The sequence below is a fragment of the Enorma burkinafasonensis genome, assembly GCF_902150035.1.
GTDB classification, from domain to species: domain Bacteria; phylum Actinomycetota; class Coriobacteriia; order Coriobacteriales; family Coriobacteriaceae; genus Enorma; species Enorma burkinafasonensis.
Genome location: NZ_LR597503.1, coordinates 42,218 through 69,205, shown reverse-complemented (window position 1 = coordinate 69,205; position 26,988 = coordinate 42,218). Strand labels below are relative to the sequence as shown.

The 26,988-nt window shown below is 67.7% G+C and carries 27 protein-coding genes and 1 tRNA gene; 4 read left to right on the top strand and 24 right to left on the bottom strand.

Translation table 11 applies throughout. The features are described from left to right. Positions 1–2 precede the first annotated feature (2 nt). From mfd to FS885_RS02760, 3 genes are all read right to left on the bottom strand, one after another. Complete coding sequence (mfd, locus tag FS885_RS02770; RefSeq protein WP_144743484.1) at positions 3–3,575, bottom strand: transcription-repair coupling factor; 3,573 nt, start codon at positions 3,573–3,575, stop codon at positions 3–5. 199 nt (positions 3,576–3,774) lie between these two features. After that, positions 3,775–4,074 (bottom strand): type II toxin-antitoxin system YafQ family toxin, encoded by a 300-nt coding sequence (locus FS885_RS02765; RefSeq protein WP_144743483.1) that lies wholly within the window; start codon positions 4,072–4,074, stop codon positions 3,775–3,777. Beyond that, on the bottom strand, positions 4,074–4,346 hold the full coding sequence (locus FS885_RS02760; RefSeq protein WP_144743482.1) for a type II toxin-antitoxin system RelB/DinJ family antitoxin: 273 nt from the start codon (positions 4,344–4,346) through the stop codon (positions 4,074–4,076). The genes FS885_RS02765 and FS885_RS02760 overlap by 1 nt, the downstream gene beginning before the upstream one ends. 238 nt (positions 4,347–4,584) lie before the next feature. Between FS885_RS02760 and FS885_RS02755 the strand changes: the two genes are divergently transcribed. Then, on the top strand, positions 4,585–5,958 hold the full coding sequence (locus tag FS885_RS02755; RefSeq protein WP_144743481.1) for a DNA recombination protein RmuC: 1,374 nt from the start codon (positions 4,585–4,587) through the stop codon (positions 5,956–5,958). Positions 5,959–5,960: 2 nt separating this feature from the next. Then, the gene (gene nth, locus FS885_RS02750) at positions 5,961–6,620 is read left to right on the top strand and encodes an endonuclease III (RefSeq protein WP_144743480.1); all 660 of its coding nucleotides are present in this window, start codon (positions 5,961–5,963) and stop codon (positions 6,618–6,620) included. Between the two features lie 94 nt (positions 6,621–6,714). Here the strand turns inward: nth and FS885_RS02745 are convergent, their stop codons facing one another. The 14 genes from FS885_RS02745 to FS885_RS02680 form a co-directional block, all read right to left on the bottom strand. Next, positions 6,715–7,158 carry a type II toxin-antitoxin system HicB family antitoxin gene (locus FS885_RS02745; protein WP_144743479.1) on the bottom strand — a complete coding sequence of 148 codons (444 nt, stop codon included), beginning with the start codon at positions 7,156–7,158 and terminating at the stop codon, positions 6,715–6,717. An 11-nt stretch (positions 7,159–7,169) separates the two neighbouring features. Further along, entirely contained in the window at positions 7,170–7,358 is a 189-nt protein-coding gene (locus tag FS885_RS02740; RefSeq protein WP_144743478.1) for a type II toxin-antitoxin system HicA family toxin, read from the bottom strand. 36 nt (positions 7,359–7,394) lie between these two features. Further along, positions 7,395–7,973, bottom strand: coding sequence for a hypothetical protein (locus FS885_RS02735; protein WP_144743477.1), 579 nt, complete (start codon positions 7,971–7,973; stop codon positions 7,395–7,397). Between the two features lie 418 nt (positions 7,974–8,391). After that, on the bottom strand, positions 8,392–8,931 hold the full coding sequence (gene rbr, locus FS885_RS02730) for a rubrerythrin (RefSeq protein ID WP_144743476.1): 540 nt from the start codon (positions 8,929–8,931) through the stop codon (positions 8,392–8,394). 112 nt (positions 8,932–9,043) lie between these two features. After that, complete coding sequence (locus tag FS885_RS02725; RefSeq protein ID WP_144743475.1) at positions 9,044–9,994, bottom strand: HhH-GPD family protein; 951 nt, start codon at positions 9,992–9,994, stop codon at positions 9,044–9,046. Continuing rightward, positions 9,994–10,488 (bottom strand): RrF2 family transcriptional regulator, encoded by a 495-nt coding sequence (locus FS885_RS02720; RefSeq protein WP_144743474.1) that lies wholly within the window; start codon positions 10,486–10,488, stop codon positions 9,994–9,996. The genes FS885_RS02725 and FS885_RS02720 overlap by 1 nt, the downstream gene beginning before the upstream one ends. A 99-nt stretch (positions 10,489–10,587) precedes the next feature. After that, positions 10,588–10,665, bottom strand: a tRNA-Asp gene (locus FS885_RS02715). Between the two features lie 114 nt (positions 10,666–10,779). Continuing rightward, positions 10,780–11,274 carry a metallophosphoesterase family protein gene (locus FS885_RS02710; RefSeq protein WP_144743473.1) on the bottom strand — a complete coding sequence of 165 codons (495 nt, stop codon included), beginning with the start codon at positions 11,272–11,274 and terminating at the stop codon, positions 10,780–10,782. 9 nt (positions 11,275–11,283) lie between these two features. Next, entirely contained in the window at positions 11,284–12,000 is a 717-nt protein-coding gene (locus FS885_RS02705; protein ID WP_144743472.1) for a LytR/AlgR family response regulator transcription factor, read from the bottom strand. Positions 12,001–12,071: 71 nt separating this feature from the next. Further along, positions 12,072–13,418 (bottom strand): sensor histidine kinase, encoded by a 1,347-nt coding sequence (locus tag FS885_RS02700; RefSeq protein WP_144743471.1) that lies wholly within the window; start codon positions 13,416–13,418, stop codon positions 12,072–12,074. Further along, complete coding sequence (locus FS885_RS02695) at positions 13,415–14,602, bottom strand: glycosyltransferase (RefSeq protein WP_144743470.1); 1,188 nt, start codon at positions 14,600–14,602, stop codon at positions 13,415–13,417. The genes FS885_RS02700 and FS885_RS02695 overlap by 4 nt, the downstream gene beginning before the upstream one ends. An 82-nt stretch (positions 14,603–14,684) precedes the next feature. Next, on the bottom strand, positions 14,685–15,260 hold the full coding sequence (locus FS885_RS02690; RefSeq protein WP_144743469.1) for a QueT transporter family protein: 576 nt from the start codon (positions 15,258–15,260) through the stop codon (positions 14,685–14,687). A 101-nt stretch (positions 15,261–15,361) separates the two neighbouring features. After that, complete coding sequence (locus FS885_RS02685) at positions 15,362–16,612, bottom strand: MFS transporter (protein WP_144743590.1); 1,251 nt, start codon at positions 16,610–16,612, stop codon at positions 15,362–15,364. Positions 16,613–16,792: 180 nt separating this feature from the next. Then, complete coding sequence (locus tag FS885_RS02680) at positions 16,793–17,737, bottom strand: zinc dependent phospholipase C family protein (RefSeq protein ID WP_144743468.1); 945 nt, start codon at positions 17,735–17,737, stop codon at positions 16,793–16,795. 202 nt (positions 17,738–17,939) lie between these two features. Here FS885_RS02680 and FS885_RS10065 point away from each other — a divergent pair, with 202 nt between their 5' ends. Next, positions 17,940–19,325 (top strand): C39 family peptidase, encoded by a 1,386-nt coding sequence (locus FS885_RS10065; RefSeq protein ID WP_246060740.1) that lies wholly within the window; start codon positions 17,940–17,942, stop codon positions 19,323–19,325. A gap of 118 nt (positions 19,326–19,443) precedes the next feature. Here the strand turns inward: FS885_RS10065 and FS885_RS10015 are convergent, their stop codons facing one another. The 3 genes from FS885_RS10015 to FS885_RS02660 all read right to left on the bottom strand — a co-directional run bounded on the left by FS885_RS10015 (position 19,444) and on the right by FS885_RS02660 (position 22,717). Then, positions 19,444–20,247, bottom strand: a complete 804-nt coding sequence (locus FS885_RS10015; RefSeq protein WP_222419868.1) for a zinc ribbon domain-containing protein — start codon at positions 20,245–20,247, stop codon at positions 19,444–19,446. Positions 20,248–20,370: 123 nt separating this feature from the next. Further along, positions 20,371–21,852: a basic amino acid/polyamine antiporter gene (locus FS885_RS02665; RefSeq protein ID WP_144743467.1), complete on the bottom strand. Its 1,482-nt coding sequence runs from the start codon at positions 21,850–21,852 to the stop codon at positions 20,371–20,373. Positions 21,853–21,940: 88 nt separating this feature from the next. Then, a complete protein-coding gene (locus tag FS885_RS02660) occupies positions 21,941–22,717 on the bottom strand; it encodes a dimethylarginine dimethylaminohydrolase family protein (protein WP_144743466.1) in 777 nt (258 codons plus the stop codon). 254 nt (positions 22,718–22,971) lie between these two features. On the opposite strand from FS885_RS02660, the gene FS885_RS02655 reads away from it, so the two are divergent. Further along, positions 22,972–23,622: a GntR family transcriptional regulator gene (locus FS885_RS02655; RefSeq protein ID WP_144743465.1), complete on the top strand. Its 651-nt coding sequence runs from the start codon at positions 22,972–22,974 to the stop codon at positions 23,620–23,622. 40 nt (positions 23,623–23,662) lie between these two features. Here the strand turns inward: FS885_RS02655 and FS885_RS02650 are convergent, their stop codons facing one another. From FS885_RS02650 to FS885_RS02635, 4 genes are all read right to left on the bottom strand, one after another. Next, complete coding sequence (locus tag FS885_RS02650; RefSeq protein ID WP_144743464.1) at positions 23,663–24,007, bottom strand: HigA family addiction module antitoxin; 345 nt, start codon at positions 24,005–24,007, stop codon at positions 23,663–23,665. Between the two features lie 19 nt (positions 24,008–24,026). After that, positions 24,027–24,218, bottom strand: coding sequence for a type II toxin-antitoxin system RelE/ParE family toxin (locus FS885_RS02645; protein ID WP_425458921.1), 192 nt, complete (start codon positions 24,216–24,218; stop codon positions 24,027–24,029). A 448-nt stretch (positions 24,219–24,666) separates the two neighbouring features. Beyond that, positions 24,667–25,629, bottom strand: coding sequence for a carbamate kinase (gene arcC, locus FS885_RS02640; RefSeq protein ID WP_144743462.1), 963 nt, complete (start codon positions 25,627–25,629; stop codon positions 24,667–24,669). 322 nt (positions 25,630–25,951) lie between these two features. Then, positions 25,952–26,920, bottom strand: coding sequence for a D-2-hydroxyacid dehydrogenase (locus FS885_RS02635; protein ID WP_144743461.1), 969 nt, complete (start codon positions 26,918–26,920; stop codon positions 25,952–25,954). Positions 26,921–26,988: the final 68 nt, after the last annotated feature.

Here is a 26,988-nt window from a genome sequence, read left to right as displayed (position 1 = left end):
GCCTAGTCGTCGTCGCCCGAGGGGCCGAGCTCCACAAGCACGCCGAGCGCGGCCGCCACGACCCCGCGCTCGTCCGCGGCGTCGAGCCCGACGCCCACGCCCGAGCCGGCGCCCGCGCCCGCCTTGTACGGCACGGAGAGCTTGCGGCTCTTGGGGAAGTTCACCGCGCCCAGGCGGTCGCGCAGCTCGAAGGCAGCGGCCTTGGGCACGTCGACCCCCTGGAACACCAGGCGCCCCTGCGTGAGCGAGATGCTCTCCAGCCCCAGGCGGTCGGCGCGGATGCGTAGCCGCGCGCGGTCGAAGAGGTTCCTGCCGGCCAGCGGCAGCTCGCCGTAGCGCTCCTCGCACTCGCGCTGGGCCTCGTCCACGGCGGCCAGGGTATCCGCCGCCGCGATCTTGCGGTACACGAGCACGCGTCGGTCGACCTCGGGCAGGTACTCCTCGTCGAGGAAGTAGTCGGCCGGCAGGTTGATGGCCACGCCCGCCTGCTCGACCGCGCCATCGTCCTCGCCCCGGGCCTCGGCGACCGCTTGGCCCAGCATCTGCGTGAAGAGGTCGAAACCCACGCTCGAGAGGTTGCCGTGCTGCTCGGCGCCCACGAGCGAGCCCGCGCCGCGGATCTCGAGGTCGCGCATGGCGATGCGCATGCCGCTGCCGAGCTCCTGGAACTCCGAGAGCGCGGTCAGGCGCTCCGTGGCCTCCTCGGTGAGCGGTAGCTCGCCGGGGAACATGAAGTAGGCGTACGCCTGCGTGGCGGAGCGGCCCACGCGGCCCTTGAGCTGGTAGAGCTGGGCCAGGCCCAGACGCTGCGAATCCTCGATGATGAGGGTGTTCGTGTGGGGGTTGTCGATGCCGCTCTCGATGATCGTGGTCGCCACGAGCACGTCGACGCGCCCCGCGGCGAACTCGATCATCACGTCCTCGACCTCCCGCGGGCTCATCTTGCCGTGCGCCACGGCCACGCGAGCCTCGGGCACGGCCTCGTGCACGCGGTCCACGGCGTCGTCGATGGTCTTGACGCGGTTAGACACGTAGTACACCTGCCCGCCGCGGCCGAGCTCCAAGCGGATCGCGGCCGAGACCACGTCGGGGTCGTACTCGCCCACGTGCACGGCGACGGGGCGGCGCCCGGTGGGCGGCGTGGTGATGAGGCTCATGTCGCGCACGCCGGAGATGGCCATCTGCATGGTGCGCGGGATGGGCGTGGCCGAGAGCGTGAGCACGTCGATCTGCTCGCGCAGGTTCTTGAGCTGCTCTTTATGCTGCACGCCGAAGCGCTGCTCCTCGTCGATGATCACCAGACCCAGGTTCGCCGGGTTCACGTCGCTCGACAGCAGCCGGTGCGTACCCACGAGCACGTCGAGCTTGCCCTCGGCGAAGGCGGCGAGCGCGCGGCGCTGCTGCGCGGGCGTGCGGAACCGGGAGAGGACCTCGACCTCGACGCCGAAGGGCGCGAAGCGCTCGAAGAACGTCTGGTAGTGCTGCTGCGCCAGGATGGTCGTGGGACAGAGCACCATGACCTGCCGGCCCGAGTCGACGCACTTGAACGCCGCGCGCAGCGCCACCTCGGTCTTGCCGAAGCCCACGTCACCGCAGAGCAGGCGGTCCATGGGCTTGGCCGCCTCCATGTCGGCCTTGATGTCGGCGATGGCGTCGAGCTGGTCGTGCGTGGGCTCGTACGGGAAGCTCGCCTCCATCTCGAGCTGCTCGGGCGTGTCGGGCGGGCAGGCGATACCTGTGATGGACGAGCGGCGCGTGTAGAGGTCCACGAGGTCGAACGCGAGCTTCTTCGCGCTTTTGCGCGCGCGCTTGGTGGCGCGGCTCCAGTCCGCCGTGTTGAGGCGCGTGAGGCGCGGGTTCTGGCCGTCCGGGCCCACATAGCGCGTGATGCGGTCGACCTGCTCGAGCGGCACGTAGAGCTTGTCGCCGTCCGCGTACTCCAACAGGAAGTAGTCGCGCTCGCGGCCGGCCACCTCCTGGCGGACGATCTCGGCGAAGTGCGCGATGCCGTGCGTGGCGTGCACCACGTAGTCGCCCGGCTTGAAGGGGAACGTGACCTCGGTCACGTCCACGCGACGGCGCGTCTTGCGGCCGCGGCGGGCATCCATGCGCGCGTTGAGGTCGGCGATCGAGAATACCGCGAGGTGCGCCTCGGGCACCACCACGCCCGCGGGCAGCGGCAAGTCGACGAAGGTGACGCGCCCCCGCGTGAGCGTCGGGGCCTTGGGGGCGGCCTCGACCGTCCCGGTCTCGATACCCCGCGCGTTCAGCGGGTCGGCGCGGCGCGCGCTCACCGCGGGCTCGATGCGCTCTCGGTTCTCCGGCGCCGCCTGCAGCGACTCCTCGAACGAGATGCCCTCGTCGGTGAACGAGAGCTCGAGCGACTCGCGCGCGCCGCGGTCGGGCGCCGCGAACACGCAGGCGAACCTGTTCGCCGTGACCTCCTGGATACGCGAGATGAAGCGCGTGTCCGACCCGGCGATAGCGGGCTGCTCGATCTTGAGCTCGGCCGTCACGGCGCCGCCCGCGCGGATGATCGAGACGTAGTTCAGACGCTGCTGGCGACCGAAGTCGAGCTCCTGGGGGCGCATGTAGAGCCCCTCCAGGCGCACACCCGTCGCCTCGCCGGCGCGACGCTCCAGGTCCTCGTAGGCGCGCGAGCAGTCGTCGAAAAGCGAGCGCGGTTCCGAGAGCACGACGAGCGTGTCGCGGCCCATGTGCGCGAGCGGGCTCGCCGTCCGCTCGTACATGAAGGGCAAAAAGCGGTCGAGCTCGGGCGTGACCACGCGCGCGTCCGCGAGCTCGAGCACCGCGGCGAGCTCGGTGTCGGCCTGCGCGGGCTGGTAGAGCGCGACGTGCAGGCGATGCACGGCGTCGTCGGTGAGCGCCAGCTCGCGGCAGGGGAAGATCTCGATGGCGTCCTCGTCGCCGATGGTCTGGCCCGTGGAGGTCACCATGCGGCGGATGCGGTCGATCTCGTCGCCGAAGAACTCGATGCGCACGGGCGAGGTCGCCTGCGCAGGGAAGACGTCGACCGTGTCGCCGTGCACGCGGAAGAGGCCGGGGGCGTCCGCTGCGTCGGCGCTCGTGTAGCCCATGCCCACCAGGCGGCGCGGCACGTCCTCGAACGGCTGCTCCTCGCCGACCGCGAAGGTCGTCGACGCCCAGTAGCGGCTCTCCGCCGGGGGCACGCAACGCAGAAGCGAGCGGGCCGAGGCGACCATGATGCAGGCCTCGCCGCGGGCGATGCGGCCGAGCGCGGCGCACCTGGTTGCCACCACGGCGTCATCGGGCTGCTTGTCCTGCCAGGGGTAGTCCGTGCGCTCGGGGAAGCGCGCCACGTGCTCGAGCCCCACGTAGGCCGCGAGCGCACGGGCGGCGCGATCTGCCGCCTCCTCGCCCGAGACCACGTAGACGCACGGACGCGGAGCGCGCGCGAACTGCGCGGCGAGCAGGAGGGTGCGCCCGGACTGCGAGACCGCGAGCGTGGCGTCCTCGCCGGCGGCGAGTGCCTCCTCGATGGCGCGCGGGGCCTCGGCGGTGTAGAGCTGTGCGGCGATGCGATGGATGAGCATGCGAATCCTTCCTGCACGCGACATGCGAAACGGCGGACGCGGAGGCTCCGCGCCCGCTCGGGACGACTCGATGTGGGCTTTAAGTATAGGTCCCGGCAGGCTGCAGCGACATCCTTACACGAAAGCTCTCCGCAGCCGAAAGACGCGAGGACGATCAGAGATGCTCTGACGAAAACCCTGCGCTTTTCGCTTTACCGCCCTACCTGAACAGCTCGTCGTGGCTCCCCGTTCGTTCAAAGAAAGCGACCCGGTCATTCGATGACCAAATCACAAGCCAATCGCCGGCATTTGCAACATGGCATTCGTTGCGCCCTCTCCAGTTTCCCGTAAGAACATGCATGTTATGTCTACGACGCAAGACCTCGAGGGATTCGGCGCTGTTTTCGATGACAAGGTCGATGACCTTCTCAAGTTCGGAAAGATCCCATCCTCTGCGCTTCGCCTTCTTCTTGAGGTCGCGCTTGAACGCCCCAGAGAAGTCGGCGGTAAGACGCGACATCAGGACATCGCCGCTTCGATCAGGTCACGGCCTGTCGTGAACCGCCCCGTCTTTCCGGACGCCAGAAAGGCCTCGCCTTCGGCGATTGCAGATATGCTATTGGAATTAGGCTCTTCGGGAGCGAATGTAAGGGGAATGCTGCCTGTATTCACCATCTGCTTGTAGAATGCCCGGGTCACAGACGAAAGATCGAGGCCGTAGTACTCCGCAACCAGAGCCGCCCCGCGCTTGAGGTCCTCGTCAACCCGAATGGTGAGCGTCGAAGTCGCCATGATGATTTCCAATCGATAGGCATGTACATCTATATTATACCGTCCGCACATACATATATACCTATATGTATGTGCTTGAGCGTTATCAATCTAAGAATTACCACGCGCTCCAGATATCCAAAAGCCCGTCAACCGCAAACCTATAGCCCATCATGATGCAGCGTCCCGAAAAGGGGACTCCGCGTGTCGACCGCACGAGCACGTATAATGGGACGCGTCATCAGCCGGAAGGATTTGCATGGACCCGCTTCTCATCTGCGCGCTCATCGCCGCCGTCGCGGCCGTCGCCGCTGCAGCGGCATCGATAGCAGCCCTCGTGCTCGCGCGCCGCGAGTCCGAGCGCACGGAGGAGCTGACGCAGCGAATCGCCGAGGTGCAGGATGAGCTCGAGGACGAGAAGCGCTCGCTCGCGGCCCTCATGCAGCACGCCGCCGGCACGAGCCCCCTTATCCAGCAGCGCCTCGACGCCCTCACCCACCAGCTCGAGCGCACCGGCGACAAGATGGACGCCCTGCGCGCCGAGACCGCGCGCCAGCTCAACCTGAACCGCGAGAACGTCGAGCAGCGCCTCGACCGGGTCTCCGCGACGACCAGAAGCGAGCTCGGCGAGATGCGCGCCGTCGTGGACCGCCAGCTCGCGGGCATCCGCACCGACACCAACACGCAGCTCGACCGCATGCGCGCGACGGTGGACGAGAAGCTGCAGGAGACGCTCGCCGTGCGCATCCGCCAGTCGTTCGAGCTCGTGAACGAGCAGCTCGCCGCCGTGAGCCGCGGCCTCGGCGAGATGCAGAACCTCGCCAGCGACGTCGGCGGCCTGAAGCGGGTCCTCGCCAACGTCAAGACCCGCGGCATCATGGGGGAGATCCAGCTCGGCGCCATCTTGCGCGAGATCCTCTCGCCCGCCCAGTACGCGGAGAACGTCACCACGGTCCCCGGCAGCACCGCGCGCGTCGAGTTCGCCGTGCGGCTCCCCGGCCTCGACGGCGACACGGTCTGGCTCCCCATCGACTCGAAGTTCCCCGGCGACGCCTACGAGCACCTGCGCGCCGCCGAGGAGGCGGGCGACACCGCCGCCATCGATGCCGCGTGGAAGACGCTCGAGGGCCGCATCAAGCAGGAGGCGAAAGACATCCGCGACAAATACGTGGAGCCGCCCGCGACCACGACCTTCGGCATCCTCTTCCTGCCGTTCGAGGGCCTCTACGCCGAGGTCGTGAACCGCCCGGGCCTCATCGAGGAGCTGAGCCGCACCTACCGCGTGAACGTCGCCGGCCCCAGCACGATGGCCGCGCTGCTCAACAGCCTCCAGATGGGCTTCCAGACCGTCGCCATCCAGAAGCGCGCCGCCGAGATCCAGCACGTGCTCGCCGCGGTGAAGACCGAGTTCGGCCGGTACCACAAGTCGCTGCTCAGGGCCAAAAAGCAGCTCAACACCGTGGGCAAGACGGTGGACGAGCTGCTCGGGGCGCGCGCCAACAAGATGAACAGGGCGCTCGACGGCATCGTCGAGCTCGAGAGCCTCGATGAGGCCGAGCGGCTGCTCGGCATCGACCCCGCAGACACCGATGGCGCCACCGCGGAAGCGGCGGCGCCCCCTAAGGAGGACTAGCCATGCCGCGCGAGACCAACGCCGCGAAACGCGAGCGCGCCATCGAGGTGTGCCGCCGCCTGAACGAGCGCTACGGCCCGGTCGAGTGCTTCCTCGACCACGAGAACCCGTTCCGGCTCGTGATATCGGTCCTCCTCTCCGCGCAGACGACCGACGCCCAGGTGAACAAGGTCACCCCGGAGCTCTTCCGCCGCTGGCCCACGCCCGAGGCCATGGCCGGCGCCACGCCCGCCGAGGTGGCCGAGGTCATCAAGTCGCTCGGTTTCTACAAGACGAAGGCCAAGCACGCGGTCGAGTGCGCGCAGATGATCGTCGCCGACTACGGCGGCGAGGTGCCCGCCGACATGAAGGAGCTCGTGAAGCTCCCCGGCGTGGGGCGCAAGACGGCCAACATCGTGCTCAACGTCGGCTTCGGCATCGTGGAGGGCATCGCGGTCGACACCCATGTGAACCGCATCGCGCACCGGCTCATGCTCTCGCCCAAGACGCATGCGAAAGAGCCCCTCAAGACCGAGCAGGACCTGCTCAAGATCCTCCCGCGCGAGTACTGGAACGACGTGAACCACCAGTGGATCATGCTCGGCCGCGAGATCTGCGACGCGCGCAAGCCGCTCTGCGGAGCGTGCCCGCTCGCCGACATCTGCCCGAGCGCCAGGGTATAGCTCGCGCAACACAGCGCAGCGGCGGCTTCGGCGGAATCCACCGCCTCCGCGATCTCATGAGAGGCCACGCCTCCATCGATGGAGCGGCCGCGATCTACTGACGGGGACGTCCCGCGTGTCCCGGCGACTCCTTCCTGCGGCGAATCGACTCCTTCGTCACATAGGTTCTTCTGCCCTGACGATATCCCACCAGAATGCCGTCCCTGATCATATGCGTCACCCGACTCGGCGAGATGTCGAGGTCGCGCGCCGCCTGAGCGGCGGACACCACATCTCCCTCGACGATATAGCTCTCGTCGGTTTCGACGCAGAGGACCACAGGCAACCCCTCCGAGCGCTCGAGACCGAACCGGGCCTCCGGAATAGGGTCGCCGCATGCCATGAGCGCCGCGATATAGGTCTTCATCGCATCGATTCCCATCTCGATCGCCTCACGATAGGTGCGACCGAACGAGAGGCATCCCGGGAGGTCCGGGATCTCCACGCGATAGCCGTCATCTTCCGGATGCAGCATCGCTTGATATACGAAACGCTCCATGATCAGCCCCCTTATCTCCAACCCGCCAAACGAGCGATCTGACGATAGGTTCCTAGTGCGATTTCCTTATGGGATGTAGGCACGCTTATGGTCTTTCCTCCTTTTCGAACAACCACATGGCTTCCCTTCCCAGGGAAGAGCACCCAACCTTCCTTTCGGAAACGCCCAAGGACCTCGCGAACCTCGCATTCCCTCGGCATATGTCACCCCTTTATTATAAATACTTTATAGTTATGTCACGCCATCAGTTCTCTTGCGAAGGCGGTCACCCGCGTGGCCATCTCACCTAGCAGGGTCGCCACCTCCTCGGGGGAGGCGCCGTTCAGGATGCAGGTGAGCACGTACGAGCCCACGAAGATCGCGGCGAGCAGCACCGGGATCATGACGATGAGCGCGAGCGCGCGCACGACGGCCGCCAAGCGGCGACGGCGTCCGCGCCGCTTATGGAACGCGAGCTCCTCGCGATAGGATTCCTGGGATATCGAATAGGAAGGGTCGGCATGGGGATGCGCCGGGGCAGCGCCCGCCCCGCCGGCAGCCTCGGGCCGCGGCGAGCGGCGCTTGGCGCGCCGCCTTCCGAGCAGCCGGCCGAGGCCGAAGCGGGGGCCGTCGTCTTGCATCTGGCGCTGGAACTCCGACCAGTCGGGCGCACCCCACGAGCTCAAGGGGTCGTCCGCGCGATCCGGCTCCGTGCCGTGCGCGCGCTGGGCCTCGTACTCGTCTTGCACGGCCTTGAGCCACGCGTCGCTTTCGCGCCGGCGCTCGGCGGCCATGCGGGTCGACGCCTGCTGCGGCGTCTCGATGAACAGGTTCATGCAAGCCTCCTCACGAGGCATGCACGGGAGAGGGAACCTACAGGATGGCGGAGGGCGCACGCGCGGTCAAGGACGCTGCCGCGAGATTTCGCCCGCATGGGTGCCGCCGACGGGCACAAGGTATGCAGGCGCGTCATCTACCTGCGAAGATAATCGAGCTGCCCGAATCGTTCCGAAAGCTTGCCGGAACCTCGCCCAAACCTGTCCGAAACGTCACGGGAACCTTCCCCCGATCTTTCCGGGGGAGGCTGACGGCGCGCGCTCCCAGCCCGCACGGCCGACCACGCGAGCGCCCCGGCGAGCACGAGCGAAGATCGCCGCCGCCCGTGCGGTGGACACCCGCGACGCAAAAGCCCGCCCGACATCCCAGGGGACATCGGGCGGGCGGCTAGAGGCTAGAAGCTAGCGGGGCCGGGACCTAGTAGTTGACCACATGCTCCTCGAAGTAGCTCTTCGGGTGGTTGCAGACCGGGCAGATCTCGGGCGCGGTCGGGCCGACATGCAGGTGGCCGCAGTTGCCGCACTTCCACACCTTGACGCCCTCGCGCTCGAAGACCTCGCCCTTCTCGATGCGCTCGGCGAGCTTGAGGTAGCGCTCCTCATGCGCCTTCTCGACCGCGCCGACGCCCTTGAACTTGGCGGCGATCTCCTTGAAGCCCTCCTCCTCGGCGGTGGCGGCGAACTCGGCGTACATGGTGGTCCACTCGTAGTTCTCGCCGGCGGCGGCATCCTTCAGGTTGTCGAGGGTGCCCGGCACGGCGCCGCCATGGAGGTACTTGAACCACAGCTTGGCGTGCTCGGCCTCGTTCAGAGCGGTCTCCATGAAGATGTTGGAGATCTGGACGTAGCCGTCCTTCTTGGCCTGCGAGGAGTAGTAGCGGTACTTGGTATGGGCCTGCGACTCACCCGCAAACGCGGTCTCGAGGTTCTTCTTGGTCTGGGAGTTCTCGAAATCCATGGCTCTTCCCTTCTGTCGTCGAACACGGGTCCACCGCACGGCGATATGCGGCTATGCCCACTGTATACCCAACGACGGGCAGTTCCAATTCCTTATTAGGACAGCGTCAAAATTACGCAATCGTCCACACGCGGCCGTCGGCACCCGCCGCCGCATCCCCGTCGACCGCGCAGAACCCCTCGGCTACCAGCGCGTCGAGCAGCTCCTCGACGAGCTTCGCCTCGACCGGCGGCCGGGACGCCGCGCGCTCCACCCGGTCGAGCGCGCCGATGACCTCCTCGAGCGCGAGGCCGTGTCCGTCGCGGTGCGCGTCCAGAAGGATCCGCACGATCTCGGCGCGCTTCTGGCGCCGCGAGCCCTCGAAGCGCGACTGGCGCGTGTAGCCCGCCGAGCGCCTGGACGGGTTGGGAAGCTCCTTCTTGAGCTGGGCGCCGTAGTCAAGAAGGGCGTAGTACCACGCGCGCGGCGTGTCCTCAGCATCCTGAGGCAGCGCGAAGCGGGCGGTCTCCGCACCCCCGTCGCGCTCGGCCGCCTCAGGCATGGGGCCCGGGCAGGTCGCCTCGATGAGCGGCACGAGCTCGCGGTCGGGAACGCCGGGGACATCGGGGAAGAAGTGGTGCAGAAAGACCGTGCGCACGTTGGTCTCGAGGTACACGCCCGGCAGGTCGAAGGCGAACGAGCGGATGCCCTGGGCGGTGGCGGGCCCGATACCGGGCAGCGCCCGCAGAGCGGCCGCGTCGCGCGGCATGATGCCGCCATGGCGCTCGACCACGTCGCAGGCGGCCTGCCTGAGCGCGAGGGCGCGCCGGTTGTAGCCCATCCCCTGCCATGCCGCGAGCACGTCCGCCACGGGCGCCGCGGCGAGCGCCTCGATGGTGGGGAACCGGTCGAGCCACGCGGGCATGCGCTGCTCGACCCGGGCGACCTGCGTCTGCTGCAGCATCACCTCGGAGAGCCAGATGCGGTAGGGGTCGCGCGTCCTGCGCCAGGGCAGGTCGCGGTAGAGCCGACGGCCCTCGGCGCGGACGAGGGACCGGAACGCCTCGGCGGAATCGGCGGCCATCAGCGCGCTTCGCCGTGCGCCCTGAGCGAGGCGCAGTCGGCATACTGGATGAAGGAGGCCGGGTCGCTGAACGCCGCGTCGACCGCCGGGAAGCGCTTCCACAGCACCACGTCGGCAAGCGAGACCGAGCCGAAGTAGCTCTCGAGCAGCCGCTCCGCGCCGAGCCAGAGCGGATGGTAGCAGCAGACGGACATGCGCGCGCACGCGCCGTCGGGCGCCGTGCACTCGTTGAGCGCGAGGTCGCCCTCGACGGCGCGGATGACGTCGAGCATGGGAACCTCGGCGGGATCGGCCTTGAGGCGCATGCCGCCGTGGACGCCGCGGACGCTTTCGACGATACCGGCCTGCGTGAGGGCGTGCTGGATGGAGCGGGCGAAGGAATAGGGCACGTCCACCTGGTCGGCAGCGACCCTCACCGAAAGCGGCTCCCCCTCGCGGGAGACGAGCAGCGAAAGCATGCGCAGGGCGTAGTCGGTCTTCCTCGAGATGTACATGGCTCCCTCTCCAGACGCCGGTCGCCGCGCCGTGCCCCGACGCGGACCGATGCCTCCGAATATGCAAAAGCCCCGCGCAAGGCGGGGCTTTACATGCAATGGCGGGAAGTACGGGGCTCGAACCCGCGACCTCCGACGTGACAGGCCGGCGCTCTAACCAAACTGAGCTAACTCCCCTCAGCAAATGCTGCGAGAGCAAGTGTACCAAGAGCCGCGCGTGCGCGCAAGGGGAATTTGGGATCATTTTATGGAGGGGATCCGCGGAGCCCCCACGGGGCGTCGAGACGCTCCCTACCAGAAGCTGTCGCGCGCCAGGTCGACGATATCTGCCGTGAGCACGCGCCCGGCGGCCACCGTGAGGCGCGCCATGCTGGGGCCGCGCCCGCCGCGCGGGAAGGTGGGCGATCCGGGGTTCACCACGAGGCACTTCCCCACCTCGGAGATCACCGCGCGGTGCGTGTGCCCGCACACCGCGACATCGACCTCGCGGAGCGGCAGGTCCTCGCGGTAGTGCGCGACAGCGAAGTCGAGCCCCTCGTAGGTGAAGCGGGCGAGCCGCTGGACCTCGGGGCCGTACTCGCGGAAGTAGTCGTTGTTGCCTAAGACGGCGACGATGGGGCCGAGCATCTTCAGGTGCTCCCAGTCCTCCTCGGAGGTGATGTCGCCCGCATGGACGATCAGGTCGGCGCCCTTGAGCTCGGCCAGGAGCGCGTCGGAGAGGCGGCCGTGCGTGTCGGAGATGACGTCGACGCGACGGGGTACGGGCTGCTCGTTCTGCTCGACCACGGGCACCTCCTACAGGCTGAGCGCTTTCTTGAGCGGCACGACGCGGCGGCGGCTCACCGGGACGCGGTCCTCCACGCCGGTGATGCCGAGCTGGATGGCGCCCGAGGGCACCGTCTCGACGTCCTCGACGCAGGCGAGGTTCACGATGTAGCGGCGATGAACGCGGAAGAAGCCGAAGTCGCACAGCTTCGCCTCGAACTGGGCGAGCGAGGTGGTGGAGAGGAAGCGGTCGTCATCGGTGAAGATGCAGGAGTAGTCGTCCTTCGCCATGATGTAGCGAATCTGGTCGACGGGGATGAGCACCTTGCGCCCGCCCTTCTCGACCGGGATGCGCTCGATGGTGGCCTTGCTCTCCGCCTGGGGCTTCACGCGCGTGAGGACCTTCTCGATCGCCTGGTCGAGACGGGCCTCCTCGACGGGCTTGAGCAGGTAGTCGACCGCGTCGACGTCGAACGCCTCGACGGCATGGTCGCTGTAGGCGGTCACGAACACGATCGCGGGCGGGTTCTTGAGCTTATGCAGGGCCTCGGCGAGCTGGAGGCCCGAGGCGCCCGGCATGGAGATGTCGAGGAAAACCACGTCCACGCGGCTCCCCATGAGCATCTCGATCGCGGAGCGGACGCTCGACGCCTCGGTGATCGAGTTGATCTTGCCCGTCTGCTCGAGCAGAAACCTCAATTCAGAGCGGGCAGGAGCCTCGTCATCGACGATCATCGCACGCAGCATAGGCTTGTGATCCCTTCATCTATTCATCTGCAAGCGCAAACCAGCGCGCATCATTCATGAATAGCAGTATTTTACCCCTCATCGAAGATACTCTGCAGCAAATCCAGATGCAAGGTGATGGTGGTGCCCTCGCCCGGGCGCGAGTCGACGCGCGCGAACGAGCGCGGCCCGTAGAAGCGCTTGATGCGCTCGGAGATGTTGCGCATCGCCACGCCCGCGCCGCCGCCTTGGGGCGCCGAGGTGTCGAGCTTGGGCATCGACGCGTCGAAGAGCCGGGCCGCGGTCTCCTCGTCCATGCCGGCGCCGTCGTCGGCGACCTCGATGGAGAGGGCGTCCCCCTCGCAGCCGCGCACCGTCACGCGGATGTGGAGCGCCCCCTCGTCCTTCATGGCGTGCCGTACGGCGTTCTCCACCAGCGGTTGCACCACGAAGGCCGGCACGAGCGTGTCCTCGACGCCCTCCTCGATGGAGAACTCGTCGGCGATGCGGTCCTCGCCGAAGCGCGCCTTCTCGAACATGAGGTAGCGCCGCGTCTGGGCGATCTCGCGCGAGATGGGGATGAGCGAGCCGGAGTTGTCGAGCGTCGAGCGGTAGAACGACGAGAACTCGCGCAGCAGCTCGCGGGCGCGCGCGGGGTCGGTGCGCGTGAACGACGCGATGGTGTTGAGCGTGTTGAAGAGGAAGTGCGGGTTGATCTGCGCCTGGAGCGCGCGCACCTCGGCGCGGGCCGTGAGCTCCTCCTGGAGCTCGAGCTCGTGGATGGCGAGCTGCGTCGAGATGAGCTCGGCGAAGCCCGAGACGAGCGCGTACTGGGTGCGGTTCACCGCGTGCGGGCTGCTGAAGTAGAACTTGAGCGTGCCCACCGCGCGCCCGCGCACCTTGACCGGCGCGATGATGCCAGCGGGGATCTCGCACGAGCGGCCGTTCTCGACCGAGACCCGCTCCTGCGTGAACGACTGGATGATGCCGTGCTCGAGCACGTAGTGGGTCGCCGGCGTGTGGATGAGCGAGCCCGGCGGGAAGTCGCGCACCATGGCGCCCACGCAGGCGAGCACGTGCGTCTCGTCGGTCACGGCGATGGTGCTCGCGTGGGTCTCGGGCAGAAGGCGCCGGCAGATGGCCTCGGCGCTCTCGGGCGTGAGGCCCACCTGCAGGTCCTCGAGCATGTCCGACGCCATGGAGAGCGTGGCCTCGGTGTACTGCGAGCGCAGCATGTCGGGGTTGAACGCCAGGTAGGCGCAGAAGGCGGCGAACAGCGTGAACAGCACGCAGAGCCCCGCCGCGAGCGCGGAGTCCAGGCCGGTCGCGAGCAGTGTGGCGAGGTAGACCACCACGAAAAAGGCGATCAGGGCCACGCATGCCCAGAGCAGCGAGGGGATCTCAAGGCGTCGCACGGGGCGGGGGCCGCGTATGCTCATCGGCGATCCTCCAGACGGGAAGCGAGGGCGGTGTTGTTCCACAGGCCATCCATGATAGCGGGCCAGAAGCTCTGGATGCGCAGATAGTTGCCGCGATGCTCGCTCGCATAGCGCTCGGCCTGGTCCTTGCCGTGCCGGTAGATGTCCCAGTAGGCCCCGCGCTCGGAGGTGGTGAGCGCCCGGGCGAGGGCCGTCTTGCGCACGCGCGCGTCGAGCTCGTCAGAGAACCACGGCCCCGGATAGGGCATGAGCGACGCGGCGGTGACCGAGGTCAGGTCGTTGCGGCGACTCGCGTCCGCGAGCTTCGCGCGCTCGTAGTACCACCGGTAGACGTCGGCCATGAAGCGCTGGGCGCCTCCCTCGCCCGAAGGCGGCAGGTGCCTGACGGCCCACGCGTTGTCGAACCACACGTCGAGGCCGTGGAGGCGCAGGTTGCACAGGTAGTCGAGGTCCTCGCCGCGCGTGATGTAGGGGTCGAAGGCCACCCGCGTGAAGGCGCGGGCCGAAAGCGCGCAGCAGCCGCCGCACAGGTAGTTCGAGCGCGAGATGCGCGTTCCCCCGAGCGCGCGGCGCATCCACTCGTTGAACTCGGCGCGGCGGGTCCACCAGCGCATGCCGGGCCCCACCTTGCCCTCGTCGGCGAAGGGGGAGCCCGCCTCGTTGTAGTAGTAGCCGCTCTTCGCCAGGATGGGGAGCCCCTGGCGCGTCTCGTGCCCGAGCGCGTAGCGGGCCTCGGCCATGAACGCGGAGTCGATGGCGACCTCGTCGTCATCGAGGAAGACCACCGTGTCGCGCCCCTGGATGGCGGCAACGGCGAGCCCCATGTTGCGGATCGCCCCGTAGCCGCGCAGCGACACGCACTCGCCCGCCCCGCGCGGCGCGATGCGCTCGACCTCCTCCATGACAAGCGCGGCCTCGTCGTTGGTCACGGTCGTGATGGCAAGCGACGGGTGCGCCTCGACGATCTTCCCCACGCGGCGGACGACCTCCCCGGTCGCCGAGAGCGGGCACACCACGAGCAGCACGATGGGCGCGACATCGTGCACCTGCTCGAGGGACGCGAGGCAGCGGTCGAGCTCGGGGGAGGGGCTGTCGAGCAGGGTCGCATGGTCGTAGGAGCCGAAGGCCCGCGCATCGGCGCGAGCGCTCGCCCAATAGGTGGGGATCACGATGACCGGCTCCATGGCGCGACCTTTCCCGGCAGGCGCGCGGCGCCGGCCGCAAGTGCACGTTCGGCACCCCGGGCGCGCGGGCGGTAACGTGCCCTTATGCCCTGCGCCCGAAGGGCGAGAGCTCCTTGAAGTAGGGCGAGCGCGCGAGCGACTGCGCGAGGGGGTACCCCAGCACATACATGATAACCGCTTCGCCGGCACCCGTGGTCACCAAGCCGAAGAGGTACATGAGCGGCCAGGCGCCATCGAGCGAGATCGAGGTGAAGGGGATGGTGTAGAAGCCGGTGGCCTGGAGCAGGATCGGCAGGTAGGCCGGGACGATGAGCGCGTTGGCGATCACGGGGCCGGCGAGCGCGACCAGGGGGCGCTTTCTCATCTTCCACGTGAACCAGGCGCCGGCGCAGGTGGCGGCGGACCCGAACACGACGTCGAGCAGCCCCAGCATGCCCGTGCCCGAGAGCGCGATGTTCGCGACGTTGGCGATCGCGCAGCCGAGCGTGAGCCCGGGCACGGCGGCCGGCGTGAAGAGCGCGAGCGCGCAGAGCGCCTCGGACACGCGGAACTGGATGGGCCCCCACGCCAAGCTGCCCAAGAACATGAGCGCGATCAGCGTGCAGGCCGCGTACACGGCGGCGATGACCCCTATGCGGGCCACGTCATTCGATTTCATGGCATTCACCTTCTATGTCGGAGGGCTTTACTGGATGCGCATCCGACATACCCGCAGGCGAAGCGCCCGGGGAAGGCGAGCGGGGCCGTCGCGCCCGGCCCCTAGGCCATGCCCTTGATGCGGGAAAGCCGGATGAGCATGACAAAGCCCACGACCAAAAGGATCCCGATGGAAAGCACTCCTAAAGAAGCATCCCCCGTGAGCGATGTCACGACAGATACTAGCAGAGTTCCCATCACGGAGGCGTAGCGCCCGAAGATATCGAAGAAGCCGTAGTACTCGTTGGCGCGCTCCTTGGGGATGAGCTTGCCGAAGTAGCTGCGCGAGAGCGCCTGGATGCCGCCCTGGAACATGCCCACCACGATCGCGAGGATCCAGAACTCGACAGCCGACTTCAGAAAGAACGCGGCGAACAGCACGATGACCACGTAGGCCGCCACCGCGACGATGATCATCTTGAGCGTGCCCTGGCTCTTGGCGAGCTTGCCGTAGGCGATGGCCGAGGGGAACGCCACGAACTGCGTCACGAGGAGCGCCAGGATGAGCTGCGTCGAGTCGATGCCGAGCGAGGTGCCGTAGGTCGTCGCCATCGAGATGACCGTGTGCACGCCGTCGATGTAGAAGAAGAACGCGACCATGTAGATGAGGATGGCGCGGTCCTTCGCGATGCGGCGCATCGTGGTGCCCAGACCGGTGATGGTGCGGCGCACCTCGCTCGCGAAGGTCTCGCCGGGGGCGAGCTCCTTGGCGTAGCGCTGGCGGTAGGTCCTGATGAGCGGCAGCGTGAAGGCGAGCCACCAAAGGCCGGTGATGACGAACGCCACGCGCACGCAGAGGAGCATGTCGAGGTCGAGGGCCGCGGGCCCGCCCAGGATGAGCGCGATGCACACGATGAACGGCACGCACGAGCCGATGTAGCCCCACGCGTAACCGGACGACGACACGGCGTCCATCCGCTCGTCGGTGGTGACATCCGGCAGCATCGCGTCGTAGAACGTCATCGACGAGTTGAGCCCGATGGTGCACAGCACGTACACCACGAGAAACGGCATCGCCCCCATGGGGATGGCCTGCGCAAGGCAGAGCACGAGGCCCGTCAGGAAGAACCCGAGGAAGAACTTGATCTTGTTGCCTGCGAAATCGGCGAGCGAGCCCAGGATGGGCATGAGGAGCGCCACGACGAGCGACGCGACGGTCTGGGCGTTCGCCCAGGCGGTCACGAGCTCGGCGGAGTTCGCCGCCGTGTTGATGGCGTCGAAGTAGATGGGCACCACCGAGGTGTTGAAGAGCACGAGCGCGGAGTTGCCCACGTCGTACATAACCCAGTTGCGCTCGAGCTTGGTGTAGTTCATCGCCGTCCCCTCCGAGATCATGTGGACGCCGCGCGCGGGCGCGGCGGCAGGCCGCGGCATGCAGCGTCCGCGGGCCATACCGCTCTATGGTAGAGCAGCACGGCCCGCATGAACATCATGATTCCGTAACGGACGGCGCGGCGTCCCGCCGCGGGCGGCATCCGCATGGCGCCGCCGGCGCTACTCGTCCCGCTCGTACTCCTCGCAGACGTCGAGTGGGCGGCCGGAGTAGTTGAGGTGGCGCGTCAGACCCTCCATGTCGTCGGACTCGATGAAGCGTGCGGCGGCGTCGCGGTAGCCCGCGAGGGCGCGCTCGAAGACCTCGGGGAAGCTCTCGTGCGACTCCTCGCCGGTGAACGGGTCGCTCCAGCTCAGGTGCCCCATGTTGCCCGCGCGGTACGGCTGGACGGTCGTGACGCGGTGCGCGAGCGAGGCGAGCAGCGACGCCCCGCGCGCCGCGGTCTCCGCGAAGTCGATGACGTTCGAGAGCGGCGAGCCCGCCGGCTCGATCGCGCGGTAGGCCATCCGCATGTCCGCCACGGACCGGCCGTACTCCGCCGCGCCGACCGTGAGGCCATAGACCTTGAGGCCGATGAAGCTCATGAGGGTGCCGGCGACCTTGTCGATGCGCTTGGAGGTGATAAGCGCGCTCTCGGGCGGGTAGTCCGCGACCGTCGCGCCGTCGCGCTTGAGCTGGAGCATGAGCACGTCGAGGTCGCTCTCGATGATGGCGTGGACCTGGCTCCCCACGCCCTCGAGGCTCTCGTCGGTACCCTGCACGCCCCACTGCTGCGCGTAGACGAAGGGGTGCGCCGTGCGGTCGAGCTCGTAGTGCGACAGCAGGCCGAGCGCGAAGGCGCGCCCGAGTGCCGCGTCATGGCGCTGCAGGTGGCTCACGCCGTCGCGGAGCGCGGCGAACTGGCGCGAGGGGCGGCAGCGGTGCATGGCGCGGGCGAGCTCCATGCACGAGGCGAGGCGCGGCGTGCGCACGCGGAAGAAGTAGGGGTCGGGCCCCTGGTTGGCGATTAGGAAGGCGATCCGCTCGTCCTCGGTGCCGATGATGCCCTGGGGCAGGGCGTCGATGCTCTCCTCGCCAAACAGGCGGTGCGTGATGAGTGCGGGCATGTCGATCCTTTCCGCCGGGCGGCTCGCGCGCGAGCGCCAAGCGCGGCGCGGCGCCGGCTGTCCCCCATTATGCCCCACGGGCGCCCATCCGAACCATCCGGCGCGGCCCGCCGGCCCACCGCGCGCGGTGGCGGCGCCCACGCCTATGCCGGCACGGCGCCATGCGGTAGTATGGTGCGGATACGCAAGGGAAGGAGGGACGATGGCTGAACGTCGGCGATCCGACGGCGACCGCATGCCGCCCTCCGCCCCCGGCGCCCGAAGGTCCGCGCCCGGCCGCGAGTCCCTGAGCGCCGCCGGGCAGGCGACCTCGCGCTCGGCGCGGCTCGCGTCCTTCGGCGCGGCCCGCGGGCAGGCCCCCTCCCCCGAGCGGCAGCGCACGGGCGCCCCCTCCCGCAGTCGCATCCACCAGGGCACCCTCTACGACGACAAGCCTCCCCGCCGCGCCGGTGGGGCAGGCGTGACGGACCTCCCTGCAGGCGACTCCCCCGCCCCGCGGAAGCGCCCCTCCCAAGGCGCGCGGGCGGGCACGCGCACGGCCACGGGCCCCGCGGGCGCGCGACCGCCATCGAACCCCGCGGGAACGCGCCGTGGCGACGGGCGCCGCGGCGGCGCGCGGGCGGGGACGGGCCCGGCAGCGGGAAGCCGGCCACGCGGCGGGTCCCCGGGTACCGCGCGCGCCCAGGGCGCCGGCAAGGTCGCCCTCATGGTCGCCGGCACCGTCGTCGCCGCGCTCGCCGCGCTCCTCGGCGCCATCGGATCCGCGGTGGGCGGTCTCTTCTCGCGCGCGTCCCGTCGGGGCGGCTCGTGCTACCTCACCCACTCCTACGGCGGCCACCGCGTCTCGTTCGCCGGCGCCTCGCGCTACGGCTCGCACCGGCAGTCGCGCGCGTGGTCGGGAGGGCACGGCGACGGCTCGGTGAGCATTTCGCGCGCCATCGCCACCTCCGCATGCGGCGCGCTCGCCGTCTGGCTCGCCTCGGCCCTCTTTTTCGCCGCGCCCGTCGGCGCGGATGCTGCGAGCGAGGCGCGTCAGCTCGACATCGCCCCGCTCGACGCCGGCAGCCTGCCGCTCTCGACCCCCTCGACGGAATGGTCGCAGGGCTCGATGCCCTACCTCTACCAGATCGACCCCGTCTGGAGCACCAAGCCCTATGCGGGCGGGACGGTCGCCATCAACGGCTGCGGCCCCACCTGCCTCACGATGGTCTACATCTACCTCACGGGCGACACGTCGTACACGCCAGCGCGCATGGCCGCCTATGCCGACGAGGGCAACTACGCGCCCACCGGCGCGACCGAGTGGCGCTTCATGTCCGAGGGCGCCGAGGGCCTCGGGATCGACGGCAACGGCATCCAGGTCTCGTCGGCAGCCGTCACCGAGGCGCTCCGGGCCGGCCATCCGGTCATCTGCGCGATGGGCCCCGGCGACTTCACCACGACCGGCCACTTCATCGTGCTCTCGGGCATCGACGAGCGCGGCATGGTCACCGTCCACGACCCCAACAGCAGCTACCGCAGCGCCCGCACCTGGCAGCTCTCGCGCGTGCTCTCGCAGGCGTCCGCCTGCTGGGAGTTCACGGCGTAGCGCGGGCGCGGGCCCGGGCGCGGGCCGCCTCGGGACGGCCCTCGATATGAGAAGGGCGCCGCGGATGCGACGCCCCATCGTTCAGGTTCCCTTCGCGCCGTCTCGCCGCGACAGGCCGCTAGTTGCCCCAGAGGTACCAGGAGCCGTCGATCTCGACCGCGCTCAGGCCCGTGGAACCCATGTCCTGCGACTGCGTCTCGCCGGCCTCGTAGCCGCCGTAGTCCTCGAGCAGCGTCGCCGTTATGCTCGCATCGAGCTCGTAGGCGTCATCAATCTCGAAGTCGAGCCCCATGTAGTCGAGGTTGTCGTTCATCGACGAGATCTCGCTCGCGCTCATGTGGTCGCCGACCTCGACCTCGATGGAGAGGTCGACCATGTCGAGTGCACCGGAGGCGTAACTCATCGCCGAGCCCAGAGCGCCGCCCAGATCCTCGCCGAACTCCTCCTCGCTGTCGTAGCCCATCTGCTCCATGCCGGCGCGCACGGCATCATCATGCATGAGGTCGACCAGGCCGTTGCTGAAGCGCGCCCACGCGTCGCTGTCGAGGTCACTCGAGAGCAGGTCGTTGTACACGGACTCGACACTGTCGGCGACCGACTCGGCGCTGCCGCGCTTCCCGCCGCCGAAGACGCCCGTCACCGCGAGCACGATCGCGACGATGGCGACGACGCCCACGGCGAGCACGCCGATGGTCATGCCGCGCGTCACGTGGAAGGGGCGCTTGGGCCCCTGGCCGCCCGCGACGACGGGCCCCTGCGGGGGCACGCTCGGCGGGTAGGCACCGGCGGGCTGGGCGCCCTGCGCGGGCTGGCTGGGCGCCGCGGGCTGGGCGGCGGTGTTCGCGGCGGCAAGCGGCGAGCCGCAGTTGCCGCAGAACGCCGACCCGTCCGGCAGCTGTGCGCCGCAATGAGGACAGAACATGGTTTCCCTCCCGATTCCTGTGCTTCCAGACACCCGTGCCCGCACGCGGTCGCGCGCGGGCACGGCACCGGGCGCTCGGCACCCGGCCGTTGGAACCAGTGTAGCGCTCGGGTGCCCTTGCGACTACACGATGGGCGCGATACCCGTGAAGTGCAGGTAGAGGGAGATGATCGCGACGACGACCACGACGGCGGCGATGACCTTGTCGTGCGCGAGCGGCAGCACCGGCTTGCCGCGGCCGCGCTCGCCGAGGGCGTACACCACGATGGCCGGGGCGAAGAGGATGGTCGTGATCATGACGCCCTGCAGCCCGGTCGACCACACCAGGAAGATGGTGTAGATGAAGCCCAGGGTGCCGAAGAGCCGCGCGACCCAGAGCTTGGGGGCGCGCGGGCCGTCGAGCCCCTCGTTCTTCCAGCCGATGACCATGTAGTAGGCGGCCGAGCACACGTACGGGATCAGGATCGTGTTGACCGCGCAGGTGTAGAAGAACTGGTAGGTGCTCGCCGCGATCACCGAGAGGATGAGGAAGAGCTGGGTGATGCCCGAGCTCACCAGCACGGTCACGATGGGGGCGCCCTGCTCGTTGGTCTTCGCGAACGCGAGCGGGAACGTGCCCTGGCGCGCGGCCTCGAAGGGCGTCTCGGCGGCGATGATGACGTAGCCGAGCATAGCTCCCACGAGCGACAGGATCACGCCGAGGTTCACCACCGCGGCGCCCACGGGCCCGATGGCGTGCTCCAGGATGCCCGCCATGGAGGGCGTCGCGAGCTCGGCCATCTCGGCGCGCGGCATGATGCCGAGCGAGAGCAGCGAGATGAGGAGGTACAGTACGAACACGGCGATGAACCCGAGCGCCGTCGCGCGGCCGACGTCCTTCACGTACTTCGCGCGGCCCGAGATCACCACGGCGCCCTCGATGCCGGTGAACACCCACACGAGCGCGATCATCGTCGAGACCACCTGGTCGCCGAAGCTCGGACCCCCGGGCTCGCCCCAGAAGTTGTCCATGAAGATGGCGGCGTCGAACTTGCCCAGAAGGATGATGGACAGCACGAACAGGCCGAGCGGGACGAGCTTGGCGAGCGTCACGATGACGTTGATGCCCGCCGCCTCCTTCACGCCGCGCGTCACCAGGAAGGTGAGCACCCACAGGAAAATGCTCGCGCACACGATCGAGAGCACGTTGTTGCCGGCCTCGAACGCCGGGAAGAAGTAGCCGAGCGCGCTGAACAGCAGAAGCGCGAAGCTCACGTTGGACAGGCACGCGCTGATCCAGTAGCCCCACGCCGAGTTGAAGCCCACGTAGTCGCCGAAGCCCGCGGCGGCGTAGGCGTAGATGCCGCCGGTGAGCTTGGGCCGCGCCTGCGAGAGCCCGTTGAACACCATCATGAGCGCGAACACGCCGATGAAGCAGATCGCCCACGACACGATGACCGCACCGGAGTTGGCGCCGCCGGCGGCCATGTCGCCGGCCAGCGAGAAGATGCCGCCGCAGATGCTCGCGGTGATCACCATCATGGTAAGGCGGAAGAGGTCGAGGCCCTCGGGGTCGATGATGCCGTCGGCGCCCACGCTCGCGGCGCTATCCCTCTCTTGAGCCATGATCACTCCTATCTCTTACAGGTTGTATACAGAATACAAGGGCCGGTGACCGGCTTTCCGGTGCACCGGCCCTCGCGGACGGGGAGCGCTAGAAACGCAGCGACAGGCAGGAGAGGCCGCCGTCGACCTTGCGGTACTCGGAGGTGTCGACCACGAGCGTCTTGTAGCCCAGATCCTGGACCGCCTTCAGGACGGTCGGGTAGCCCTCGGCCACGATCACGGTGTCGTTGACCCAGATGCAGTTCGCGCCGTAGGCCTCCTCCTCGGGCACGACGATCTTGTTGTACTGGGCGAAGTCGGGCTTGTCGATGAACTCGCCCGAGACGAGCATGTTGTTGTTCTCGATGTAGTTCACGCCGGTCTTGAGGTGCAGGACCTCCTCCAGCGGGACCTCGGAGCCCTCGAGGCCCCAGCCGGCGAGGATCTCGCAGAACTGGCGGATGCCCTCCTCGTTGGTGCGGGCCGAGCGGCCGACGTAGAAGTGGTCGCCGACCATCATGACGTCGCCGCCGTCGAGCGTGCCGGGGGCCTCGATGTGCTTGACGTGCTCGTCATCGAAGAAGCGGCGGATGACCGGCTCGATCTCGTCCTTCTCGCCGTTGCGGCTCGCGGCGCCGGGGTTGGTGATGATGGCGCCGCAGCGGGTGATGACAGCCGGGTCCTCGACGAAGCAGCTGTCGGGGTACTGCTCGAGGGCGGGGAGCACCGTCACGTCGACGCCGCACTGCTCGAGGGCGTGCTCGTAGTCGTAGTGCTCCTCGATGGCGCGCTCGTAGATGGGCTGGCCGAGCTCGGGGGCGCTCGTGATGCCGTTGCTGAGCGACTTGCCGGGGCGGCGGATGATGACGTGGCTGAACTTGGTCATGGGATCGAACCTCCAAAGCTCGGTGCGGGGATGACCTCCATCCCCTTTCGACACCCTCATCCTATGGCTCCGCTTCTCAGTTGTATATTGTATACAATCTGAACGGTAGCTAAACGTCGGTGAGCGTTTCGCTAAATCGCAGCCGGTGCGATATGGCCGCTCCCCGGCCTTGATATACTGTGGGCGGCATCGTTCGACCACGGGTTGCGTGCGGTATACGCGCCGCGGCATTCCCATCCGTGAAGGAGGCCCGCATGGGCGCACCGCACAGCTCGCTCAAGGACAACGTCTACGCCTACATCGCCGGCCGCATCGACTCGGGCGAGCTCTCCGCCGGCGACCGCGTGAGCGAGCAGGCGATCTGCGACGCCATGGGGGTCTCGCGCACCCCCGTGCGCGAGGCGCTCATCCAGCTCGCGAGCGACGGCTACCTCGACAACCTCCCCCGCCGCGGCTTCCGCGTGCGCGGGTTCGACCGCGAGAACGCTCTCGAGGTCTTCGAGATCATGGGGCCCCTCGACGGCCAGGCGGCCTATCTCGCCTGCCCGAGACTCGACGACGACACCGTCGCGCAGATGCGCTTCCTCGTGGGATCGATGGACCTCGCCATCGAGAGCCGCCTCATGCTCAAGTACGACGACCTGCAGCGCGAGTTCCACTACACCTACTACCACCTCTGCGGGAACCAGCGCCTGATAGAGCTCCTCCGCCAGCTGGAACGCTGCTTCATCAAGCGCGACTACAGCACCGTGGACCGCGAGGAGGCCTACCGGCTGCTGCGCAAGGCGAACGACGAGCACCGCCGCATCCTCGAGCTCTTCGAGGCGCGCGACGCCGCCGCGGTGCGTGACTACATCCGCGACATCCACTGGAACACCGAGAACGCCCAGTTCACGGTCTGGTAGCCCCGACAGCGCACGAAGGCGGGGATTTGCATGGCGCGGGCTACAGCGCCGCGGCAATCTTGGAGAGAGGCCGTATCTTCCTGAGCTCAGGCTCAAGCTTACGACGAGCGACCTCGATGTCGTGCGCCGCCTGCGCACGCAACCAATACCCATCGGACAACCCGAAGAAACGACAGAGCCTTAGGTCGGTGTCGGCGGTCACGGAGCGACGCCCCAATACGATCTGCCCGATGCGCTGCGCGGGTATGCCCGTCTCCTTGGCAAGGCGGTACTGCGAGATGCCCATGGGCACGAGAAACTCGTCGCGCAGCAGCTCGCCCGGAGTAATGGGGGCAACCATCTCCCCCTCGCCGACAGGCTCAGTGGTAGTCGACGATTTCGACATCCTCGGCACCTCCCTCGATTCATCGAAAACAGACCCGGAACTGGTCGTTGATGCGGATGCTGAACTGGCCCGCCCTATCTCCACTCAACGCCTCGAGACGATTTCCCGGAGGAATCCTGAGGTCGGACAGCTCGTTTGCGATTTGCAGCTGACGAATCTTCCTCAACGCGACGCGCTCGAACGCAACGAACCTCGAAACGCGCGATCCCATGGAGAGCCGCTCGGTATCCTTGTCTCCAAATGACCTAATCATAGTATCGTTTCGCGTTACTATTGTCAATGATCATTCGGGCGTCTCAGTCCATCTAGTAACCGCATTATATAAGAACATGTGTTCGTGTCAACGGGGTCACTTGAGAAATTACAGCCGAAGGGCAGTGCTGCCAACCACATCCGGGATGATCTCGGAGCACGTCCCCTCGGGCTCGGGCTCCGCCTCGGCCTCATGTCACAGGTCGCCATCGATGCGCTGCAGAGGCCGGCGGCCAGCTCCCCGAGCGCGATCGCGCCCGTCTCGCAGGTCGATAGACATGAGAAAGCCTCCCATCCCCCGGACCTGTATGGGCGGTCCAGGAAATGGGAGGCGCTTCACCCTAGATCCCAGGGCTCATCACGCTGTTACCAGGCGGCCGCGTCTCGCGCGGCCCCGTGCGGCGGCGCTACGCGTAGATGCGCGTGCCGGACAGACCGGCCATGGTCTCAGCGGCCTTGTCGAGGGCGCCGATGATGCACATACGGCCCTTGCGGCTGCGCGCGAACTTGATGGCCGCGCGGACCTTCGGCTCCATGGAGCCCTTGCCGAACTGGCCCTCGTCGGCGAGGCGCTCGGCCTCGTCGGCGGTGAGCTCCTCGAGCTCCTTCTGGTCGGGCTTGCCGAAGTTGATGGCAACGTGCTCCACGGCGGTGAGCAGGAACAGCACGTCCGCATCGCAGTCCTCGGCCAGAAGCTCGCCGCCCAGGTCCTTGTCGATGACGGCCGCGACGCCCTTGTAGCAGCCCTTGTCGTTGTAGTCGCGGACGACCGGGATGCCGCCGCCACCGCAGGCGATGACGATGAACTCGTTGTCGAGCAGGTTCAGGATCGAGTCGGCCTCGACGATCTTCTTGGGCTCGGGCGAGGCGACCACACGGCGCCAGCCGCGGCCGGAGTCCTCGACGAAGGTCATCTCGGGATGCTCGGCCTTCTGGGCGTCAGCCTGCTCCTTGGTGAGGAACGGGCCGATGGGCTTCGTGGGGTTCTGGAACGCGGGGTCGTCCGGATCGCACTCGATCTGGGTGACGACCGTGGCGGCATGCCAGCGCTTGTAGCGGCGGTGCATCTCGCGACCGATGCCCTGCTGCAGGTGGTAGCCGATGTAGCCCTGGCTCATGGCGCCGCACTCGGGCAGGTCCATGGCCGGGGTGCCGATGGCCTCATGGGCGGCGGCGAAGGCGTTCTGGATCATGCCGACCTGCGGGCCGTTGCCGTGGGTGATGATGATCTCGTTACCCTGCTCGATGAGGCCCAGGAGCGCCTTGGCGGTGTTGTTGACGCGCTCGATCTGCTCCTCGGGCGTGTTGCCGAGGGCGTTGCCGCCGAGGGCGACCACGATGCGGTCGGGCTTGCCGATGGGCTTGGACATATTCGTTCCCTTCCTTCGATACCAGCTGCCAAACAACCCGCGCTCGAGCGGGTAGGTCTGAGATTATATGCTCCAAGTTCGCGTTTTTATTCATTTCTCAACTCGAATTGCGCTAGCAATCGGGTGAGCGGTATGTTCTCGCCGCTCAGCGTAAGCACGTATGGATTTTTCTTTAACCCCAAGGTATGGCCTATAAAACCATCGCGTTCGCATCAAATTCGGCCCCTTTCGCCCCTAGATGCATGGAACTTCCCTCAGAGCCAACTTTATGCATAGTGGGGTTCTTTCATGCACGGTCGCGGCGCTCGCGGCCGGCGCTACCCTACGGGTTCACGCAGTTGATGCGGTCGCCGTCGAGGTAGTGGCGCAGGTTGTCGCACACGATGTCGATCATGCGCTGGCGGGTCTCGAAGGGGCACCAGGCGATATGCGGGGTGAGGTAGCAGTTCTCGACCCCCTCGAGCACCGTGTGGTCGTCGGTCCACTCGGTGTAGGACGCGTCCGCGCCGAACCCGCGCATCTTGCCGCTCTCGAGGGCATCGACCACGTCCTGCTCGACGACATGCCCCGGGCGCGCGATGTTGATGACGATCACGCCGTCCTTCATCTTGTCGATGTTCTCCTTGCGGATGATGTCGCGGCTGTCGTCGTTCAGCGGCGCCGAGACGAGGATCACGTCGGATGCGCGGAAGACCTCCTCGACGTCGGTGGTGGTACGGGTCATCTCGTCCTCGAGCTCGGGATGCGCGTGGCGGCTCTGGCCTATGACCCTCATCCCGAAGGCGTTGGCCATCTTTCCCGCCGCCTGCCCGATGGAACCGAACCCGATGATGCCCATGGTCTTGTCGAGCAGCTCGATATGGTCCTTGAGCCAGAAGCACCAATCGGGGCTCTCGACCCATTTTCCCTCGTTCACCGCCTGGGCGTGCATGCCGACCATGTTGGTGATCTCGAGCAGGAGCGCCATGGCCATCTGAGCGACCGCCATGGTGCTGTAGCCGGGCACGTTGCACACCGAGATACCGTGCTCGCGCGCCGCCTCGATATCGATCACGTTGTAGCCCGTGGAGAGCAGGCCGATGTACTCCAGGTTGGGGCAGCGCTCGAACACGTCGCGGCCGATGACCACCTTGCTCGAGATGACGATCTCCGCATCGCCGATGCGCTCGGCGATGAGCTCGGGCGGGGTGCGGTCGTAGATGGTCAGGTCCCCCATCTCGGCAATCGGCTCCCACGAGATGTCGCCGGGCACCGTCGCCCACGCATCGAGAATCACGATCTTCTTGGTCATAGGGACCACCCTCCTGATGTCGTAGCTGGAGCGAGGCATGTGCGGGCCGTCGTGCAGGAGCCGGCCGG